Raw genomic sequence first — 19,663 nt, 5'->3', positions numbered from 1 at the left:
CAGCAACCGCTCAAAAAAGGAAGAAATGCCGGATGTACCGATCATCGCCGCGGTGGACGAACTCGTTTTTCGTAGCGTCGTATTCATATTCTTCCTGCCAACGGCGGCCATAGCGGGCGATTTGGCGGACGGCGCGGATGATTGCATACACTTCTTCATTCGTCATCGTCGGGTGGAGCGACAGACGCACCCAACCTGGTTTTGCGAGGGCGTTGCCGCTTTTGACTTCTTGAAGTAATGCGGCTGATTGCTCCTTGTCGATGCCAAGCAAATAGTGGCCATACGGTCCAGCGCAGGAACAGCCGCCGCGCGCTTGAATACCGAAGCGGTCGTTGAGCAGCTTGACAACGAGGTTGTAATGCAATCCGTCAATGACAAATGAGATGATGCCCAGACGGTCGCCCCGATGCCCTTCGAGCACGCGGACGCCAGGAATGTTTTGCAATGACGGCAAAACGAGCGAGACGAGCTCTTTTTCGCGGGCGCGCATCCGTTGGGCGTTCATCTGTTCTTTCAACTGCATGGCAAGCGCCGCCTTGATCGTTTGCCAAAACGGCGGCGTTCCGCCATCTTCGCGTTCTTCAATGGCTTCTACGTATTCATAATGCCCCCACGGGTCGGTCCAATACACCGTCCCGCCGCCGGGGTGGTCCGGAGCGTGCTGATGATAAAGACGGCTGTTAAAGATAAGCACGCCGGCGCTGCCTGGCCCGCCGAGAAACTTATGGGGTGAGAAATAAATGGCGTCAAGCTGCTCCATTGGGTCGTCCGGATGCATATCGATGCGGACGTACGGAGCGGAAGCGGCAAAATCAACAAAGCAAAGGCCGCCATGCTCGTGCATGATTTTCGCCAGCTTATGATATGGGGTTTCCAACCCCGTGACGTTCGAGCAAGCAGTAAATGCACCGATTTTTTGCGGCCGATCTCGGTAGCGCTCCAGCAGCTCGCGCAAATGGTCAAGATCGACATCCCCGTTCTCTGTCGGCCGGACCGCCACGACTTCCGCGATGGTTTCCACCCATGGCAATAAATTCGAATGGTGCTCCATATGGGTGACAAAGACGACTGGCCGCTCCTCATCATGAAGGGACAAGCGGTGCTTCCACCGTTCCGGTATGCGCAAGCCAAGCAGACGCTGCAGCTTGTTGACGGCGCTTGTGGTCCCGGCGCCTTGCATGATCAAGACGTCGTTTTTCCCGGCATGAACGTGCTGTTTAATGATTTCTTTTGCATAGCGATAGGCAAGCGTCGTTTTTGTCCCAGTTACATTGGATTCTGTATGCGTATTGCCGACAAACGGGCCAAGCTCGTGCGTCAGTTTCTCTTCAATCGGTCGGTACAGCCGTCCGCTGGCCGTCCAGTCGGCGTAAATAAGCCGCTGTTCGCCAAACGGGGTGGAAAACGGTTGAAGGCGGCCGATCGTTCCGTCGCGAAACGGTTGAAAATACGTCTCAAGCTCCCCGCCGCACGTATACGTTGCACTGCCGATTGTTGCGTGAATCGTCATTCTCGCTCCTCCTTTCCGCAATCCGCCTATTTACTACAGTATGTAACCGCCGGCGGCTCGGTACGGAAAAAAACTGAAGAAAAGCCAAAAAAAAAATCCGCCATGTAGGCGAATGAAAGGCAAGTATGTTCACTTTTTCTTACACGATGGCGGCGAAGCCGTTTCCTCGGCAGACGGAACAAGATACTCAGCGAGCATGGCCCGCAAATCATCAGGCAGCGGTTCGCTCGTTTGCGTTTGGAAATTGAAATGGACGACCGCCGCCTCCCCAATGGCGATGAGTTTGTCGGTTTCTTCCTCAATAATGCGATGGATGCATTGAAAGCTTTTATTGCCAATGCGGGAGATGTTGGTCTCAACGCGCAGCCGCCGGCCGAAAAATCCTTGATTGACAAAATCACATTTCGTGGATGCTAAAATAAAGTGCCAGTCGTCTGTCCGACCGCCATAGCGCAATTCGTCGAACAGGCGAGTGCGTGCTTCTTCCAAATAAATAAAATAACTGATGTTGCTCAAATGTCCGAGCGCATCGGTTTCGCAAAAGCGTGGATTGATGGTAATCGTATGCGTTTTCATTTCTTCCTCTCCCCTTCTTTTCTTCATCCACCGTGGTGGATGCTAGGTGTTCCTTTTTTATTTTACCAACTAGTCGGTATGTTGTTTTTATCATACTCTGATTTGTTTAAGCTTGCAATGTTTTTTTTTAGATTGTTGGTTATTTAGAACATTGTTTATGATATAGACTCCCGTGACGAAAAAAAGTTTGTTGTTATAAGAAAGACGGGAATCTCCTCTATTGAGGGATGGATTTGTATTTTGACGTTTGAAAGAAAAAGACCGGCGATGGCAGGCTGCGCATCTACAGTCACCCCATCCAAAGCGGCAAAAGAACGTATCCAACGAGCGACACGCCGGCGCAAATGAGAGAGATGCGCAGCTTGTATTTCGCATAGCTCATTAAATCCATATCCATAATCGCTGCGGTTGTGATGGTCGTATCGCCAAGCGGCGAAGCGAATGCGCCGAATGTTCCGCTCGCAAACACAGCGCCGACTGTCACCTCAAGCGGCGCCCCGGTCGCATGGGAAAGCGTGACGCCAAGCGGCATGAAAATGCCCCACGTCCCCCATGACGAGCCGATGAAATAGGACAAAAACGAACCGGCCAAAAAAACAGCCGCCGGCACGAACGGGCCTGGCAGCCACGTGCCGAACGTCGACGAGATGTAATCCGCAAATCCAAGCTCCCCCGCCACCGCCGAGACTGCCCAGACGAGAACGAGCATGCCGATCGGCGCCATCATTTCGTTTCCCCCGGCGAAAAAGTGATACGTCAACTCTGAAAGCGACTGCCTGCGCCACAAATAAAACACAATCGTTAGCAAAATGGTGACAAACAGCGCCAACAGCATCGCCCATGTCGCATCAGCTGCGGAAAACGCCTCGATCCATCCGCTCGCTCCGCGCTGCCGGCCGTCATAGACAAAAAAGGCAAATGTCAGTACAAGCAATAGCGCCAACGGAACGAATAAATGAAGCGGCTCTCCTTTGATCAGCGCCAACTCCTTTCGCAATCCGAGCCCATGCAGTTCGTTCGTTTCTCCCTCTCCTTTTTTTGTCCGCGGTTTGCCGATCCGAATGTTCAACACCGTTGTCAACAGCCCGATGACCAGAGCGACAATGGCGAACAAGTTGTACGGCAGGCTTTGCAAAAACACGTTATACGGCGACGCGTGAATGTGATTTTGCGCTAGCGCTCCAGCTACAACCGAGGTCATAAAGCCGACAAACGCTGTCGCCGCCGGCAAAAGCACGATGATCGGTTCGGTCGAGACGTCGATCATATACGCCATGCGGCGGCGGTCGACGCGAAATTGACGAAGGACCGCTTTCATCACCGGTCCAAGAAGCATGATGCGAAACATCGGCATGAAAAACGTCACCGGCACCGTCAGCCAAACAAACAACAGCAGCCCCCGCTTTGTGCGGATGCGGCCGGACAACATGTCGACAAACCCTTTGATCCCGCCGGTAATTTGCATCATGCCGACAAGCGAACCGAACAAATACAAAAACGCGACCACCTTCATATGCTCCGAATCGGTGAGGGCGTGAAGAACAGCGGAAACGGCGCGCTCTACTGCGCCAACCATCGACCATTCCAGGCAAAACGCTCCGACAAGCAAACCAGCCAGGAGGCCGGGCAAAATTTCTTTCAGCCATACCGCCAGCGGAATGATAAGAAGAAAAGGCAACAGCGACCACCATGTTCCTTCCACGTCGTCTCCCCCTTGACAATGCCGTTGTTATCAAGAAGGATAGCCATAATGAAGTGGTTTTATGATTTTCATTGAGGATTTAGAATATAGTTCTACTAATTTGGATTGTTTTCCTAACGATCAGCTTCAAAAAAAAAGCCGCGCCGCAAACTGCAGCGTGGCTTCTCTTCCCCGGGATTTTTGCCCAAAAGAGCAGATGGTGTTGTCATTTCCGGCGGGCAAAATCAACAAATCGGAATTTATCAAGTCGGTGGCGCGATTCCGTATATTGAAACAGCGTAGCGTCGCTTAAATACACATAGTTTTTGACGACAACGACGCGGTCATCGCCGTTTAGGTCCAAATAACGGCGGTCTTCGTCCGTCGCCTCATCAACCGACATTTCCTTTTTCGCAAAGCTGATCGGCAAATGCAGCTTCGTTTCCAAATATTCATAAATCGAGTCTTCACAAATCTCTTTTGTCAATAGCGGCACATGCTTTTTTAGGAAAAAGTCTTTATCTAAAATAATCCGCTCTCCGCCGATTTGGCGGACGCGCACAACTTTCCACACTTCATCTTTGCTTGATGCGCGCAGCTGCTGCCGGAGTTCGCCGTCCGGCTTGATGACCGCCAGTTCATGGACGATCGTCCGCACCGGCTGTTTCATCGTTTGCGCCAATTCTTTAAAGCTGACCAGCCCAGATACGGGAAAGTCATATTTGCCGACATCAAGGACGATCGATCCTTTCCCTTTCATTTTTTGGATATAACCGTGCTCGGACAACAACTGAAGCGCTTTGCGGATCGTCTCACGCGATGTCTCATACCGGGCGGCGAGCTCGTGTTCTGACGGCAGCTTGTCGTACGCCTTCCATTCTCCGCGGCGGATGCGGGAAATGAGATCATGGTAAATGGTTAAATATTTGTTTTCATGCATGAGAATCACCGCTTGTATTGTATCACGGCCGGCGCAAAAGATAAACAACCGATTCGTATGGGCGCAGTCGGATGCGGTGGAAATCGTCCGGCGAATCCGGATAGTTGGACAGCAGCCGCTCGCTTGTATAGCCATCCACCTCTGCTTCTTCGGGCAGCACAAACGTCGTTTCGATCGGGTAAAAATTGTTGACGACAAGCAACTTTTCTCCATCGCCATGGCGCATATAGGCGAAAATGTGCGGATCGTCCTCAAGGAGCAGCTCGTAACGCCCGGTCGTGATGATGTCATACTGCTTGCGCAATTCAATCAGCCGCTTATAGTGGTAAAAAATTGAATCGCGGTCGGCAAGCGCCTGCTTCACGTTAATGCGCCGGTAGTTGTCGGCGACGCGAATCCACGGCGTCCCAGACGTGAAACCGGCATGCGGGCCGTCATCCCATTGCATCGGGGTGCGCGAATTGTCGCGCGATTTCCGCTGCAAAATCTCAAGCACTTCTTGTTCACTTTTGCCTTGTTCCCGCAAAATCCGGTACATGTTGAGCGACTCGACATCGCGGTAATCGCGAATGTCGGTGAACTTCGGATCGGTCATGCCGATTTCTTCTCCTTGGTAAATATACGGCGTCCCTTGCATGAGATGGATCGTCGTCGCCAGCATTTTCGCCGATTCTTTCCAATACGTCCCGTCATCGCCGTAGCGCGACACGATGCGCGGCTGGTCGTGGTTGCACCAAAAGAGCGCGTTCCATCCCCCGCCTTCATACATCCGCACTTGCCACTCGGACAAAATGCGCTTTAAGTCGAGAAAGTCAAACGGTGCGACCGCCCATTTTTCCCCGTTCGGGTAATCGACTTTCAAATGGTGGAAGTTAAACGTCATATTCAGCTCGCGACGTTCCGGATTCGTATAGCGAATGCAATGATCGATCGTCGTCGACGACATTTCCCCGACCGTCATGACGTCGTATTTTGAGAACACTTCCCGGTTCATTTCTTGCAAAAACTCATGAATGCGCGGCCCATCCGTATAAAAACGGCGCCCATCCCCCGGCGGCACCAAACCGTCGTCATCCGGGAAGCGCTGGTCTTTGGACAACAAGTTGATGACGTCAAGCCGAAAGCCGTCCACTCCTTTTTTCAGCCAAAAATGCATCATCTCATAAATTCGGCGGCGCAGCTCTTCATTTTCCCAATTCAAATCAGCTTGCGTCACATCGAACAAATGCAAATAATATTGCCCGGTTCGTTCATCGTATTCCCATGCCGAGCCGCCGAATTTCGACTGCCAGTTGTTCGGCGCTCCGCCGTCCGGCTTCGGGTCGCGCCAAATGTAAAACGAGCGGTACGGGTTCGTTTTCGAGGAGCGCGCCTCTTTAAACCATTCATGGTCGGTTGATGTATGGTTGACGACCATGTCCATAACCAGCTTCATGCCGCGCGCATGCACTTCGTGAAGCAGACGGTCGAAATCGTCCATCGTTCCGTATTCGTGATGAATGCGGAAATAATCGCTGATGTCATAGCCGTTGTCGCGCTGCGGCGAAGCGTAGATCGGCGTCAGCCAAATGACGTCGACGCCCAGCTCTTTTAAATAATCAAGCTTCTCGATCACGCCCGGCAAATCGCCGATGCCGTCCCCGTTCGTATCATAGAAGCTTTTCGGATAAATTTGATAAACGACTGCTTTTTTCCACCATGGGGTTGTTGACATCTTTCTTCACCTCGTTCGTCGGAATGAAAAACATACCATTGGCGTCGGCGGCCAATGGTATGTTGGCAAATTGATTATTTAGCACATACTTCCCTTACTCCAACAGACCGCAGTCGTTAGCGGGCGGCTTTACGCACTTTGCCAAAGACAAACGTCAGCGCAAACGGCACCACAATCGCGATCGCCATGCCGATAAAGAACGGCGTCCACTTTTGCGGCACGATCGACAAGAAGCCCGGCAGGCCGCCGACGCCGATCGACGGAGCGATCACTTTATTGATCGTGATGAACATGCCGGCGATCGCCGCCCCTGTCATCGCCGCGATAAACGGGAAGCGGAAGCGCAAGTTGACTCCGAACATCGCCGGCTCGGTAATGCCCAAGTACGCAGAAACCGCTGACGTAAACGATAAGCCGCGCAACTTTTCATCTTTCGCGACAAACATCATCGCCAACGCCGCCGAGCCTTGGGCGATGTTTGACATGACCAAAATCGGCCATAAGAACGTGCCGCCTGTATTGGCAATCAGCTGCAAATCAACCGGCAAGAACGTATGATGCATCCCGGTGACGACAAGCGGCGCGTACAATGCTCCATATAACAATCCTCCAAGAGCCGGAACCGTGTCAAAAATCGTGACAAACAAGTGGGTAATGGCATTGCCGATCGCAAATGTGACCGGCCCAATCGCAATAAAGGCCAAAAACCCGGTGATCAAAAGCGCCAATGGAGCCACAAGCAGCAGTTGAAACGCATCGGGAATGCGTTTGCGCAAAAACAGCTCCAGCTTCGCCAGCACGTAGGAAGCCGCCAGCACCGGCAGCACTTGCCCTTGGTAGCCGACTTTTTGCACTTCAAAGCCGAACAAGTTCCAAACCGGAATCTCTCCTTTTTCTTTCGCAGCTCCCCACCCCCAAGCGTTCAACAAATCGGGGTGGACGAGCATGAGCCCGAGCACAATCCCGAGCAACGGGTTGCCGCCGAACTTCGTCACCGCCGACCAGCCGATCAATCCCGGCAGGAAGACGAACGCCGTATTGGCGATCAAGTTAATCATCCCGGCCAAATCGGCCCATTCTTTATGAACATCGACAAACGATTTACCTTCGTAAAAAATGCCTGGGCCGGTTAAGACGTTGTTAATCCCCATTAACAAACCGGCCGTGACGATCGCCGGCAAAATCGGAATGAAGATATCAGCAAGCGTCTTAATGGCGCGCTGAAGCGGATTGAGCTTCGCTTCCGCCGCATCCTTGATCTCCTGCTTCGTCGCCCGGCTGAGGCCCGTCAGCTCGACGAGGTCATCATACACTTTATCGACAAGCCCTTGGCCGATGACGACTTGAAATTGGCCGTTGGCCGAAAACGAGCCTTTCACGACATCGATGCGTTCAAGCGCCTCTTTATCGATCTTTCCTTCATCCTTGAGCGCAAACCGGAGCCGTGTCACGCAATGCGTGGCGGCGATGATGTTGTCTTTGCCGCCGATCGCCTCGACGATTTGCGCCGCTGATTGTACATATGCCCCCATGATGCATGCCTCCTTTTTTTCTCGCTGTCTTCCTTGTTCATTAAATCGCTTTCAGCAACCGGTTGCAAAAAACTTGTATATACAACTCAACGTTATTTTATGCTGTATATACAAGTTTGTCAACGACTTTCGATAAAAGTCGTGATATTTCGACAATCATTGTTTGTTTTTTTCTAACTTCCACTTCTTTTGTTATGTTTTGTCAAGCGGCAGGAAAATCAACGACCGAGTAGGAAAATAAAACATAACACAAATCAATGCTAAACGACGAGAAAGGATGAGGGGATGCGATGAAAACATATACGCTCCGCGAAGCAGCGAAAAAAATCGGGGTCACCGCCCGCGACTTGAAACAATGGGAAAAACAGTTTGCCGGATCGATCGCCGTCCCGCGCACAACCGAGGGGGCACGCATTTACACCGACGAGCTGATCGATCGGTTCCGCCATATCCGCACTTGGCTGGAAAGCGGCCGCCATCCGCGCGAAGTGGCCGAAATGATCAAGCAAATGGGCAGTCAGCCGGCAGAGCGGGTCAATGAGCCAGCCGCTCAAGTAGAAACCGCCGTCATGGAAGGGGAAATCATCGATGTGCCCCGCCTGCTGCATCAAGGGATGCCATACATAGCCGAGCAGTTGGCGGCCTGCTTAAAAGACGATATCGTCGACGCCTTGAAACAAGAAACCACAGCCACGGTCCGGCAAGCGATGGATGAGGTGAAAGGCCGCCTCGACTACATCGAGGAGCAAACGACGGCAGCTGCCGAAACGGTGCGCCGCTCGCTCCGCGATTACGAGGAGGCGTGGCAGCAAAAAACGGAACAGCTGCATGAACATTTGGAAACGGTCGTCGCGTTCTACCAGGAAGAAAAAGCAAGACAGGAAGAAGAGCGAAAACAGCTCGAGCAGCGCATTTTGGAGCGGGAAAAAGCGTTTCGCGAGCTCGTGTTGTCGTTTCGGCAAACCGCTGCCAGCATCAGCGACGCCCGAACACGGGCAAATAAATGGTGGAAGTTTTGGTGAAGACGATCTTTGCAGCAACATGACAAGGACACCCGTTTTTGATGCACCATACCACCTTGTTAAAAAAGGGCCCCGCCAAAACGCGGGCCCCCTTTTGCGTCATATCCGGCGGCTCTCGGCCGCATGCCGTTTGATGGCTTCGATCAAGTGCGCTTCTTCTTGTTTGGTTACATGGAGGCGGACGCCGTAATAGTAGGCGTGTACAAACGGTCTTTCCCAGACGAGCTGCCCCCGCAGCGTAAAGGAGGCAGCGGGCAGCGAAAACGAGATGTCAACGGGCGTTCCCCCTGCTGAAAAGGGAAGGCGGCCTTCCGTTTCGATTTTCATCCCATGCGGGCTTAGATCGTGAATGTAGACGCTGCGCTCGCCATCGGCTATGCGCAGCCCGGCCGGGAGCGGCCGGCCAAACTGATACCGGAACGGTTCTTGACGTTTAAACCTCATCCTTCTTCCCCTTTTCCAAGCATTTTCTCGGGCTCTTTCCAGACGTCAATCACCAGCCCTGCTTCGTCAGTGTCAACGACAAACGAACCGGTGCTGTAACGGTCAGACGGACGGAGCGAAGAAGCTTGAATCGTCTCGATGACTCCTTTTTCCGTCCGCAGCCCAACCGTTTCTTCATCGCTACCGACAAAGACAGCGCCAACAATGCGATGCGGGTTGGACTTCACTTCACGTATGATCACAACGCCGCGCTTCGCCCGTGAAGACGGCTCAAACTCACCAAGCGCCACTTTTTTCACCGCCCCGCGTTGCGTCACGACGACAAACGAGCCACCCTTTTCTAGGCGAACGGGGCACGCTGCGGCGACAAAGTCACCTTCCTTCAATTGAATCCCTTTCACTCCAGCAGCGCGCACGCCGACTAAGCTGATCTCCTCCTCGGCAAACAAAAGCGCATGCCCGTCATGCGTTGCAAGCCAAAGATGGCCGCGTCCATCCGTCCTGTAGACGGCGACGACGTCATCATCGTCTTTCACATTGACGGCAACAAGCGGGCGCGTGTAGCGCTGCACTTGATATTGCGCCAGTTCGGTCCGCTTCACGAGTCCTTGCCTCGTCACAAACACGAGCTGCTCCCCGGTTTCAAAGGAAGAGACCGAAACCGCGGCGACGAGTTCATCGTCGCGTTCAAGCGGAATGAGATGGGAAATATGCTGTCCGACCTCTTTCCAACGGATGTCAGGGAGCGTATGCACCGGGCAGTATAAATAGTAGCCGCGGCGGGTGAAAAGCAAGAGCACATCGGTCGTATTCATCTCGAGCTGGGCGAGCAGCCGATCCGTTTCCTTCATGCCCATGTCTTGACCGTTTGAGGCGCTGTATGAACGATAGCTCGTCCGCTTCACATATCCTTCTTTTGTCACGGTGACGATCACGTCTTCCGACGGAATGAGCGCCTCCACATTCACTTTCAGCTCTTCAATCTCCTCTTCAATGACCGTCCGCCGCTCGTCGGCGTATTGCTTTTTCATCGCCTTCAACTCTTTTTTGATGACGCCAAGCAGCTTCTTCTCATCGGCGAGAATCGCCGTGAGTTCCGCGATCGTTTTGTCCAGTTCTTCGGCTTCTTGGCGGAGCGCCGTAATGTCGGTGTTCGTCAACCGATACAACTGGAGCGTTACGATCGCCTCGGCCTGCGCCTCGGTGAATTCGTAGTTAGCCATCAACCGGTCTTTCGCGTCGCGCTTGTCGCTTGCAGCGCGAATCGTCGCAATCACCTCATCCAAAATGGAAAGCGCCCGAATCAAGCCGTCGACGATGTGCTTCCGCTCGTTCGCTTTTTTCAGCTCAAAATGCGAGCGGTTGGTGACGACCTCTTTCCGGTGGGCGATGTAGGCATCCAACAGCTCCGGCAAACTCATCAGCTTCGGCCGGCGCTCATGGATCGCCACCATGTTGAAGCTGTACGGCACTTGCAAATCCGTGTTTTTGTACAAGTAGTTGAGAATCGCTTCCGCATCGGCGTCTTTTTTCAACTCGATGACGATCGACAGCCCGTTCCGGTCCGTTTCATCGCGCACATCGGCGATGCCGTCGAGCTTTTTGTCGAGGCGAAGCTCGTCAATTTTTTTCACTAAATTCGCTTTGTTCACTTCATACGGCAGTTCCGTGATGACAATGTGCTTTTTCCCGCCTTTTCCCTGCTCGATGGCGGCTTTGGCGCGGATGATGATTTTCCCGCGTCCCGTTTCATACGCCTTGCGGATGCCGTCTTTCCCTTGGATGATGCCGCCGGTCGGAAAATCGGGGCCGGGAAGAACCGTCATCAGCTCGTCAACGGTGCAATCCGGTCGGTCGATCCGCATCAAGACGGCGTCGATCACCTCGCCAAGCGCATGCGGGGGAATGTCGGTCGCATAGCCGGCCGAAATCCCGGTCGAGCCGTTCACCAACAAATTCGGAAACATCGCCGGCAAGACAGTCGGCTCATCGGTCGTATCGTCAAAGTTGGGGACAAACGCGACCGTTTGTTTGTCGATGTCGCGCAATAATTCAGCGGCAATCGCCGACAAGCGCGCCTCGGTATAACGCATCGCCGCCGGCGGGTCGCCGTCGATGCTGCCGTTGTTGCCGTGCATTTCAATGAGCACGTTGCGCAGCTTCCAATCTTGGCTCATCCGCACCATCGCTTCATACACCGATGAGTCGCCGTGCGGATGGAAGTTGCCGATCACGTTCCCCACCGTTTTCGCCGCTTTGCGAAACGGTTTATCAGCCGTGTTGCCATCAATGTACATCGCATATAAAATACGGCGCTGCACGGGCTTCAACCCGTCGCGCGCATCCGGGAGCGCCCGGTCTTGGATAATGTATTTGCTGTAGCGGCCGAAGCGGTCGCCCAACACATCTTCTAAAGGCAATTCCAACAATCGCTCTGCCATTCTCCCTCTCCTTTCTTACAGGACATGAACGCCAAAAAGGCGGCGCCTCTTCGTGCCGCCATCAGCCGATCCATCCCGGTTCCTCTTCAAGCCCGAAGGCGACGTGCGTTTCGATCCATTTGCGGCGCGGCTCGACTTTGTCGCCCATGAGCGTCGTCACCCTCCGTTCGGCGCGGGCCGCATCTTCAATGCGCACGCGGATCAACGTGCGCGTCTCCGGATTCATCGTCGTTTCCCACAATTGATCGGCGTTCATTTCGCCAAGCCCTTTATAGCGCTGAATCGTATAGCCGCGGCCCATTTTTTTCGTAATTTCTTTTAGCTGCTCGTCCGTCCATGCATATTCGACGATTTCGTTTTTGCCGCTTTTTTTGCTGATTTTGTAAAGCGGCGGCAGGGCGATGTACACTTTTCCCGCTTCAATGAGCGGGCGCATGTAGCGGTAAAAAAACGTCAAAAGCAGCACTTGAATATGGGCGCCGTCCGTGTCGGCATCGGTCATAATGATCACTTTGTCGTAGTTGACATCATCGAGCGAAAAATCAGCCCCGACGCCGCCGCCGATGGCGTGGATGATCGTATTGATTTCCTCGTTTTTCAAAATATCGCCAAGTTTCGCCTTTTCCGTGTTGATGACTTTTCCGCGCAGCGGAAGCACCGCCTGGAATCGACGGTCGCGCCCTTGTTTCGCCGAACCGCCCGCCGAATCGCCTTCAACGAGATAGAGCTCATTTCTTTGCGGATTGCGCCCTTGCGCCGGCGTCAGCTTGCCGCTTAAGAGCGCCTCTTTCCCTTTCCGCTTTTTGCCGCTTCTCGCCTCTTCGCGCGCTTTGCGGGCCGCTTCACGCGCTTGATACGCCCGGATCGCTTTTTTGATGAGCATCGCGCTCACGTCCGGGTTTTCTTGCAAAAAGTACATAAGCTGCTCAGACACCACGGCATCGACAGCCGAACGCGCCTCGCTTGTCCCGAGCTTTCCTTTTGTCTGTCCTTCAAATTGAAGCAAATGCTCCGGGATGCGCACCGAGACAACGGCGGACAGTCCTTCACGAATATCGGTTCCCTCAAGGTTTTTGTCTTTTTCCTTGAGCAGCCCGACGCGGCGAGCGTATTCGTTAAAGACGCGCGTCATCGCCGTTTTCGCCCCCGCCTCATGCGTGCCGCCGTCTTTTGTGCGCACGTTGTTGACAAACGACAGCACGTTTTCCGAATAACCGTCATGAAACTGGAACGCAAACTCGACTTCAATGCCGTTTTGCTCGCCAGCAAAATAAACGACCGGGTGGAGCACATCTTTCTCCTCATTCAAATAGGCGACAAACGCTTCAATTCCGTTTTCGTAATGGAACACATCATGCATACCCGTCCGTTCGTCGATGAGCTCGATTTTCAGCCCTTTTAACAAAAACGCCGATTCGCGCAGCCGCTCGCTCAACGTTTCATAATCAAACACCGTCGTGCTGAAAATCGTCGGATCAGGCTTAAATTGAATGATCGTTCCGGTTTTGTCGGTCGTTCCGATTTTCTCAAGCGTTGTCACCGGCTTGCCGCCGTGTTCAAACCGCTGTCGGTAAACGAAGCCGTCGCGGTGAATGGTGACAACAAGCCATTCCGACAAGGCGTTCACAACCGACGCCCCGACCCCGTGCAGGCCGCCGCTCGTTTTATAGCCGCCTTGGCCGAACTTGCCGCCGGCATGAAGCACGGTTAAAATCACTTCCGGCGTCGGCTTGCCGAGCTTATGCATCCCGACCGGCATGCCGCGCCCTTCATCCAACACGGTGACGCTGTTGTCTTTATGTATTTGCACCAAAATGTAATTTCCATATCCGGCCAACGCCTCATCGACCGAGTTGTCAACAATTTCGTAGACAAGATGATGCAAGCCGCGGCTGTCGGTGCTGCCGATGTACATCCCCGGCCGCTTCCTGACTGCCTCGAGCCCTTCCAACACTTGAATGGCATCTTCGTTATATTCGTATGTCGCATGCTTTGCCACAAGGCCACCCCTTCCTACAAAAACAAGAACACCTGTTTCTATTGTACCACAAACTTCCCGACTGTCCATTGCCTTTTGACATCCCCCGACAAATTCGGACAAGTGCGACAAAAAAACGAAAGGACCATCTCGAACAAGATGGCCGTTTCATCAATTAGGCGCGTTTGGTGAGCGCATGTTCCACTTTAATGCAGCGGTCCATAATGACCGTGTAGCCTTTCTCCTTTAAAAAGCGGTATGCCTCTTCGTTGACGACGCCAAGCTGCGCCCAAAACACGTCGGCATCGATTTGCACAAACTCGCGGGCCAGCTCGGGCAAATGCTCAGAGCGGCGGAACACATCGACGATGTCGACATGGCCTTCGATGTCAGTCAAGCGGTCAACCGCCGGAATGCCTTCCCACTCATCGATCATCGGATTGACCGGAATGATTTCGTATCCAGCGTCTTTCATCGCTTTCGCCACCATATACGACTCGCGCTCCGGATTGTTGGACAACCCAACGACGGCAATCCGTTTCGCCTTGCGCAAAATTTCGCCGATTTCTTCCCGGCTTGGGTTGACAATGGACATCGAGGTCTCTCCTTCCTTTATTCTCCTTTTTGCTGTACTAGTTTCGCTCCCGCCAAATAAAAATCCTGCCCAGCCAAGAATAATGATGGAGGAAAAATCATCGATCTTTTTTCGCACGGCGCCCACACATCCTAGGCCGGCCACGACAGCTGCAAACTTGAACATCGTATTCATCGCCTACGCATTGACCCGCTTTCTCGTCCGCATCCAGACATTCTGTTTGCTGGCTGTCCGAACGACGGACGGCCTGTTGCTAGTTTATGTTCCACCCGGCATACACTCCAGCTAAAAAAACGGTAGTCATGGCAATCGCGTGGACGATAATCCACCCCCACCGTCCATAGCGGAAGGAGAAGGCGGAGAGAGGAGAGCGCGCTTGGCGGGGAACGATTTTCCCTCCAATCCACTCAAAGAAAAGCAAATACAGCCACCAGGCGGTGTACGAATCCCACACATCCCAGAAGCGAGGGAGAAACAACCAAAAGCAAAAACGTCCGTTTAGCATCATAAAGAAACCGTTGTTGCAACAAGGCGCAACAAACGCTAAAATTTTCCCGACCGGAAAATCGAGTAAAGCAGCCAGCCGAACATAAAAGCGGACGCGCCCAATCCAATTTCAACAGCAGGGATATTCCACAACAGCGTCGACGGCCGTCCGAGCGATGAAGCGATCATAAGGCCGACCAGAACGATGCTCAGCGAAAGAAGAACGATGCTAAACGACAGCCGGTTCGTAATCTGGTCGAGCTTGTGCAGCAGCGCTTCCAAATCAGGAGCCGTGATTTCCAATCGAAGCTTGCCATGCCGCATCATTTTCGTCCATTCTTTTACGCTGTCCGGCAACCGAAGCAGCCATTCGCCATAGTCGAAAATCCGCTTCCACGCTGTTTCCGCCACGCGATCAGGCCGGAGCCGCTCTTTCAGCAGCTTTCTCCCAAACGGCTCGGCGACGTCGATGATGCGAAACTGCGGGTCAAGCGTCTCCACGACCCCTTCAACCGTCAACAGCGCCTTCCCAAGCAATGTCAAATCGCTTGGAATGCGAATGCCATGGCGGAGCGCCACCGAAAGCAAATCCTCGACTGCTTCCCCGAGACTCACCTCACTGAGCGGGACGCGATAATACTTTTCCCGCAACTCGTCGATGTCATCACGCAACTTCCCTTCATCGACCCCGTTTGGGACGATTCCTAAGCCGTAAATCGCGGCCAGCACCCCATCCGTGTTTTGCCGCATCAAGGCGATGATGAGCGAGGAAAGATGATGTTTGACATGAGGGCGAAGGCGGCCCATCAAGCCAAAATCGATGAAAGAAAGCGCTCCGCCAGGAAGAACGAATACATTGCCGGGGTGAGGATCGCCATGAAAAAATCCATGTTCGAACATTTGTTTGAATGTCAATTCGGCCAAACGCTCCGCGATCCTTTTTAAGGAGTAGCCGTTCGCTTTCAGCCGCTCGATTTCCCCGAGTTTGATCCCTTCCACATATTCCATCGTCAACACCGTTTTTGTCGTATAATCCCAAAAAACATCAGGAACATGCACTGACGGATCGCCGTCAAACTGCCGGGCAAACAGTTCCGCATGGCGCGCCTCGACCGTATAATCCAGTTCCTGCCGCAAGGACCGCGCCAGCTCATCAACAATCTCAGACAACTGGTAGGACGCCGCCCAATCGAGACGGCGTTCCGCAAGCATGGCCAAATCTTGCAAAATTTCCAGATCCGTCTCCACCCTCGCGGCAATTTGCGGGCGCTGCACTTTCACCGCTGCCGCTTGCCCGGAAGGAAGAACCGCCCGGTGCACTTGGCCGATCGAAGCGGCAGCCAACGGTGTTTCATCAAATGAACGAAACAGTGTTTCCAGCGGACCGCCAAGTTCTGTTTCCACAATCTGGCGGACGTCGGCAAACGGAAACGGCGGAACTTGGTCTTGCAGCTTTTCCAACTCACAGATGATAGAACGAGGGATCAAATCCGGCCGTGTACTGGCGATTTGCCCGAGCTTCACGAACGTCGGACCGAGTTCCTCGAGCACGAGGCGAAGCCGCTCCCCGACCGTCTTGCTTTCCCGCCTTCCTTGTTCCGTCCGCCCGCGCGGCGGCAAGGAAAGAAAAGACGAAAAACCGAGCTCATCGACGATCATCCCGAATCCGTGCCGAAGCAAGGCGACAGCGATTTCATGATACCTTCCGATATGGCGCATCCGTTTCCCGAACATCCGAACATCTCCCCTAAGGCGGCAAAAAGCGAGCGGGCAGGCCGCATCGGTTTACTGCCCGCTTTGTTCCTTTTCCTCAAGGCGGCGGATCCGCTCCTCGAGCTGCCGCACGTCTTCTTTTGTCGCTAAATCAAGCTTGTCGATCACCTGTTTGATTTGTTCGCGCACAAGCCGTTGCACTTCCGTTTTGCGCGCTTCGGTCTGCTGCTTCCATTGGTCGATCACTTCTTTCGATTCATCAAGCGACAGCTCCCCTTTTTTGACGAGCTCGTCAATGATCTTTTCCACTTGCTCCTTGCTGGCAATCGCCAGTCCGAGACCGAACGCCAATCCTTTTTTCAAAATGCTCATCGGTTTGTTCCTCCTTTGTTCCTTTCTTTTTCCTTATCGTACCATTCTTTGCCGAGCCATGTCGAGTGAAGTGAAAAAGAAATGACACCTTCTTGCCAAGCAAACGGCGGCGCTGTTGCATACACCACCTCTCGATGCGGCATCCTAGCGATGGACGATGATTCATAAAAGAGGGATTTCAGTGGCCGAAGAACAACTGCATTATGGAGAAGATTATCGATTGACGAAACTCGCCCGCGATTTCGACCGCGTCGCTGTTCCGGATTACGGAAAATATATGTGCATTAGGCGGCAGGAACTCCTTCATGTTTTCGATGCAACCCGGTCACAAGCGCACAAAAAAGACGGCAAGAATCACTCTTGCCGTCCATCATGCATAAGAGATGGGCCTAAGTGGACTTGAACCACCGACCTCACGCTTATCAGGCGTGCGCTCTGACCAGCTGAGCTATAGGCCCGCTCATAAAGTGGAGGGGGACGGATTCGAACCGCCGAACCCAAAGGGAGCGGATTTACAGTCCGCCGCGTTTAGCCACTTCGCTACCCCTCCGTAATCGTGATGCCGACTGCAGGACTCGAACCCGCAACCTACTGATTACGATTCAGTTGCTCTACCAATTGAGCTAAGTCGGCATGATATGAATAGACCGTGACTCGTTGGTTTCTGTTGTGTCCCTTCCTCTACCAGCCAATTCGAAGATGAACGATGCGTCGGGACAACTCGCAGAGAATTCGATGATGTTTATGCTCGTCTCTACTAATTGAGCTAAATCAATATTTATGGCGGAGGAGGAGGGATTCGAACCCCCGCGGGCTGTGACACCCCTATCGGTTTTCGAAACCGACCCCTTCAGCCAGACTTGGGTACTCCTCCGTAGCTGTTTGGAGCGATGCGGTCGAGAGGACTTGAACCTCCACGGGGTCGCCCCCACTAGGCCCTCAACCTAGCGCGTCTGCCATTCCGCCACGACCGCATACAATGGAGCGTAGGGGATTTGAACCCCTGACCTCTTCGCTGCCAGCGAAGCGTTCTCCCCCTGAACTAACGCCCCATGATGGTGGAGTATACTGGGATCGAACCAGTGACCCCCACGCTGTCAACGTGGTGCTCTCCCGCTGAGCTAATACTCCACGTCGTTTGCCTAGCAGCGACCTACTCTTGCAGGGGCGCTGGCCCCAACTACCATCGGCGCTGGAGGGCTTAACTTCCGTGTTCGGGATGGGAACGGGTGTTTCCCCTCCGCTATCACCACTAGGCAATGGCGACGATATTTATTATAAAACAATCAAAAAGTTTGTCAAGGGTTTTTTATTTTTTATTTCAGTTCCTTCAGAATCGGAACGACAATGTAAAATCTACTATAAAAAAATGAAAGAGTCAACCCTCTTTTTCATTTTTTCGATCTTCACTGTCCCTTTCTCTTAAAGTTCTTGTCATCCCCTTCCTTATGCGCGTATAATAAAAGAAGCAGGAACGTACAATAAAGCAGGGCATTGGCGGCCACCAATGCCCTGTCCATACACAGCCGCTGCAAGAAGCGCAGTGGCCCAAGCCTCGGGCATCGTAACCTACCCTCGCCTCGGCCTAGCAGGGTGGGTTACTTTTTGTCTTTTGATACGGCGATCACCGCAACGATGAGTGACGCAAACGCAATCATGAGCGTCAGCGCGTCGGCAATCGGCATCATCAGCACCACCCCCTTTCGTTCAGGGAGTGGCCACTGCCCACCCTGCATATGGCTGTGCATGTTTCATTATACCATCAAATCAAGCAAATGCGAATATACATTCGCATCCTCGTTGAAAATTAGGAATGTTTCCCTACCCGAGGGATACAAACGCCACCTTGCGCGTTATTTCGTGCCATCACGTCCACAACCTCCTCCCCCTTCGCTTCCTTGCAGCCGCTGAAACTCCGGCGTTTTCATCAAGCGCTCGAAAAAAAACGATTTGTATAAAATCCGCGTTTTTCCGAATAATGACGATAGACGAATCTCGCTGTTCCAAGGAGGAAAAAATGGTGGAACAAGCAAGGCAAACCCGCATTCATGGGCTGTTGTTGCTGATCGTCGCCGCTGTGTTCGTTTGGTCGGCCATTCGTCCAACCAGCTATGCGGTGTGGGCGCTTGAGGTTGCCCCGGCTCTTGTGGGGCTTGCGATCGTGATGGCCCTGTATCGACGCTTCCGGCTGACAACGATGTCGTATGTCATCATTGCCATGCTGGCGGTCCTCATGTTTATCGGCGGCCATTATATTTACTCCAAAGTTCCTTTTTTTAACTGGATCAAAGATGCGTTCCATTTCGAACGCAACCATTATGACCGGTTTGGCCATTTCCTCAAAGGGACGTTCGCCATCGTCCTAAGGGAGATTGTGCTGCGGAAAACGCCGCTGTCGCGCGGCCCTTGGCTTTTCACGATCGTCACAAGCATGTCGCTCGCCATCGCCGCCCTGTATGAAATCATCGAATGGCTCGTCTCCCTCATCTCCAAAGGGGGAAAGGCATCGAAAGACTTTTTGGGCACGCAAGGCGATATTTGGGACACCCAATGGGATATGGTATGCACATTGATCGGAACGATCGTTGCCTTACTGTTGCTTTCGAGATGGCACAACCGGCAGCTTGCGCGTTTGGATCAGCCCCGCAGCTAGGCTCGT

General features: G+C 53.1%; 15 protein-coding genes, 7 tRNA genes and 1 rRNA gene. 2 read left to right on the top strand and 21 right to left on the bottom strand.

Features of this window, described 5'->3' with window-relative positions; genetic code table 11:
- Positions 1 to 10: 10 nt before the first annotated feature.
- From GJ1_RS07790 to treP, 6 genes are all read right to left on the bottom strand, one after another.
- A complete protein-coding gene (locus tag GJ1_RS07790; protein ID WP_066230792.1) occupies positions 11 to 1,510 on the bottom strand; it encodes an aminotransferase class V-fold PLP-dependent enzyme in 1,500 nt (499 codons plus the stop codon).
- A gap of 129 nt (positions 1,511 to 1,639) precedes the next feature.
- Complete coding sequence (locus GJ1_RS07785) at positions 1,640 to 2,086, bottom strand: acyl-CoA thioesterase (protein WP_066230789.1); 447 nt, start codon at positions 2,084 to 2,086, stop codon at positions 1,640 to 1,642.
- Positions 2,087 to 2,375: 289 nt separating this feature from the next.
- Positions 2,376 to 3,788, bottom strand: a complete 1,413-nt coding sequence (locus GJ1_RS07780; protein WP_066230787.1) for a Na+/H+ antiporter NhaC family protein — start codon at positions 3,786 to 3,788, stop codon at positions 2,376 to 2,378.
- Between the two features lie 205 nt (positions 3,789 to 3,993).
- Positions 3,994 to 4,707 carry a trehalose operon repressor gene (gene treR / locus GJ1_RS07775; RefSeq protein ID WP_066230783.1) on the bottom strand — a complete coding sequence of 238 codons (714 nt, stop codon included), beginning with the start codon at positions 4,705 to 4,707 and terminating at the stop codon, positions 3,994 to 3,996.
- A 22-nt stretch (positions 4,708 to 4,729) separates the two neighbouring features.
- On the bottom strand, positions 4,730 to 6,421 hold the full coding sequence (gene treC, locus GJ1_RS07770) for an alpha,alpha-phosphotrehalase (RefSeq protein ID WP_066230781.1): 1,692 nt from the start codon (positions 6,419 to 6,421) through the stop codon (positions 4,730 to 4,732).
- A 116-nt stretch (positions 6,422 to 6,537) separates the two neighbouring features.
- Positions 6,538 to 7,953 carry a PTS system trehalose-specific EIIBC component gene (gene treP / locus GJ1_RS07765; protein ID WP_066230779.1) on the bottom strand — a complete coding sequence of 472 codons (1,416 nt, stop codon included), beginning with the start codon at positions 7,951 to 7,953 and terminating at the stop codon, positions 6,538 to 6,540.
- A gap of 290 nt (positions 7,954 to 8,243) precedes the next feature.
- Here treP and GJ1_RS07760 point away from each other — a divergent pair, with 290 nt between their 5' ends.
- Positions 8,244 to 8,975 (top strand): MerR family transcriptional regulator, encoded by a 732-nt coding sequence (locus tag GJ1_RS07760; RefSeq protein WP_066230775.1) that lies wholly within the window; start codon positions 8,244 to 8,246, stop codon positions 8,973 to 8,975.
- Positions 8,976 to 9,074: 99 nt separating this feature from the next.
- On the opposite strand, the gene GJ1_RS07755 is transcribed toward GJ1_RS07760, so the two are convergent.
- The 15 genes from GJ1_RS07755 to GJ1_RS19035 form a co-directional block, all read right to left on the bottom strand.
- Positions 9,075 to 9,419, bottom strand: a complete 345-nt coding sequence (locus tag GJ1_RS07755) for a PilZ domain-containing protein (protein WP_066230773.1) — start codon at positions 9,417 to 9,419, stop codon at positions 9,075 to 9,077.
- On the bottom strand, positions 9,416 to 11,860 hold the full coding sequence (gene parC, locus GJ1_RS07750; protein WP_066230770.1) for a DNA topoisomerase IV subunit A: 2,445 nt from the start codon (positions 11,858 to 11,860) through the stop codon (positions 9,416 to 9,418). Before parC ends, GJ1_RS07755 begins: the two co-directional genes overlap by 4 nt.
- Positions 11,861 to 11,921: 61 nt before the next feature.
- Positions 11,922 to 13,859, bottom strand: a complete 1,938-nt coding sequence (gene parE / locus GJ1_RS07745; RefSeq protein ID WP_066230767.1) for a DNA topoisomerase IV subunit B — start codon at positions 13,857 to 13,859, stop codon at positions 11,922 to 11,924.
- A gap of 154 nt (positions 13,860 to 14,013) precedes the next feature.
- Positions 14,014 to 14,433 (bottom strand): CoA-binding protein, encoded by a 420-nt coding sequence (locus tag GJ1_RS07740; RefSeq protein ID WP_066230765.1) that lies wholly within the window; start codon positions 14,431 to 14,433, stop codon positions 14,014 to 14,016.
- Positions 14,434 to 14,976: 543 nt separating this feature from the next.
- The gene (locus GJ1_RS07735; RefSeq protein WP_066230759.1) at positions 14,977 to 16,653 is read right to left on the bottom strand and encodes an ABC1 kinase family protein; all 1,677 of its coding nucleotides are present in this window, start codon (positions 16,651 to 16,653) and stop codon (positions 14,977 to 14,979) included.
- A gap of 51 nt (positions 16,654 to 16,704) precedes the next feature.
- Positions 16,705 to 17,004 carry a phasin family protein gene (locus GJ1_RS07730; protein WP_011231247.1) on the bottom strand — a complete coding sequence of 100 codons (300 nt, stop codon included), beginning with the start codon at positions 17,002 to 17,004 and terminating at the stop codon, positions 16,705 to 16,707.
- 384 nt (positions 17,005 to 17,388) lie between these two features.
- Positions 17,389 to 17,462: transfer RNA gene (locus GJ1_RS07725), tRNA-Ile, on the bottom strand.
- Between the two features lie 10 nt (positions 17,463 to 17,472).
- A tRNA-Tyr gene (locus GJ1_RS07720) sits at positions 17,473 to 17,554 on the bottom strand.
- Positions 17,555 to 17,564: 10 nt separating this feature from the next.
- Positions 17,565 to 17,637 (bottom strand) — tRNA-Thr (locus tag GJ1_RS07715).
- Between the two features lie 148 nt (positions 17,638 to 17,785).
- A tRNA-Ser gene (locus GJ1_RS07710) sits at positions 17,786 to 17,878 on the bottom strand.
- A 17-nt stretch (positions 17,879 to 17,895) separates the two neighbouring features.
- Positions 17,896 to 17,978 (bottom strand) — tRNA-Leu (locus GJ1_RS07705).
- 6 nt (positions 17,979 to 17,984) lie between these two features.
- Positions 17,985 to 18,056 (bottom strand) — tRNA-Ala (locus tag GJ1_RS07700).
- 4 nt (positions 18,057 to 18,060) lie between these two features.
- Positions 18,061 to 18,135 (bottom strand) — tRNA-Val (locus GJ1_RS07695).
- 9 nt (positions 18,136 to 18,144) lie between these two features.
- Positions 18,145 to 18,261: ribosomal RNA gene (gene rrf / locus GJ1_RS07690) — 5S ribosomal RNA — on the bottom strand.
- A gap of 341 nt (positions 18,262 to 18,602) precedes the next feature.
- The gene (locus GJ1_RS19035) at positions 18,603 to 18,692 is read right to left on the bottom strand and encodes a putative holin-like toxin (RefSeq protein WP_236567188.1); all 90 of its coding nucleotides are present in this window, start codon (positions 18,690 to 18,692) and stop codon (positions 18,603 to 18,605) included.
- 332 nt (positions 18,693 to 19,024) lie between these two features.
- Between GJ1_RS19035 and GJ1_RS07685 the strand changes: the two genes are divergently transcribed.
- A complete protein-coding gene (locus tag GJ1_RS07685; RefSeq protein WP_066230824.1) occupies positions 19,025 to 19,657 on the top strand; it encodes a DUF2238 domain-containing protein in 633 nt (210 codons plus the stop codon).
- Positions 19,658 to 19,663: the final 6 nt, after the last annotated feature.

This window comes from Geobacillus jurassicus NBRC 107829, from assembly GCF_001544315.1.
Classification (GTDB): Bacteria; Bacillota; Bacilli; order Bacillales; family Anoxybacillaceae; genus Geobacillus; species Geobacillus jurassicus.
The sequence above is the reverse complement of the archived record's forward strand: the minus strand, read 5'-3'. Positions and strand labels throughout refer to the sequence as shown.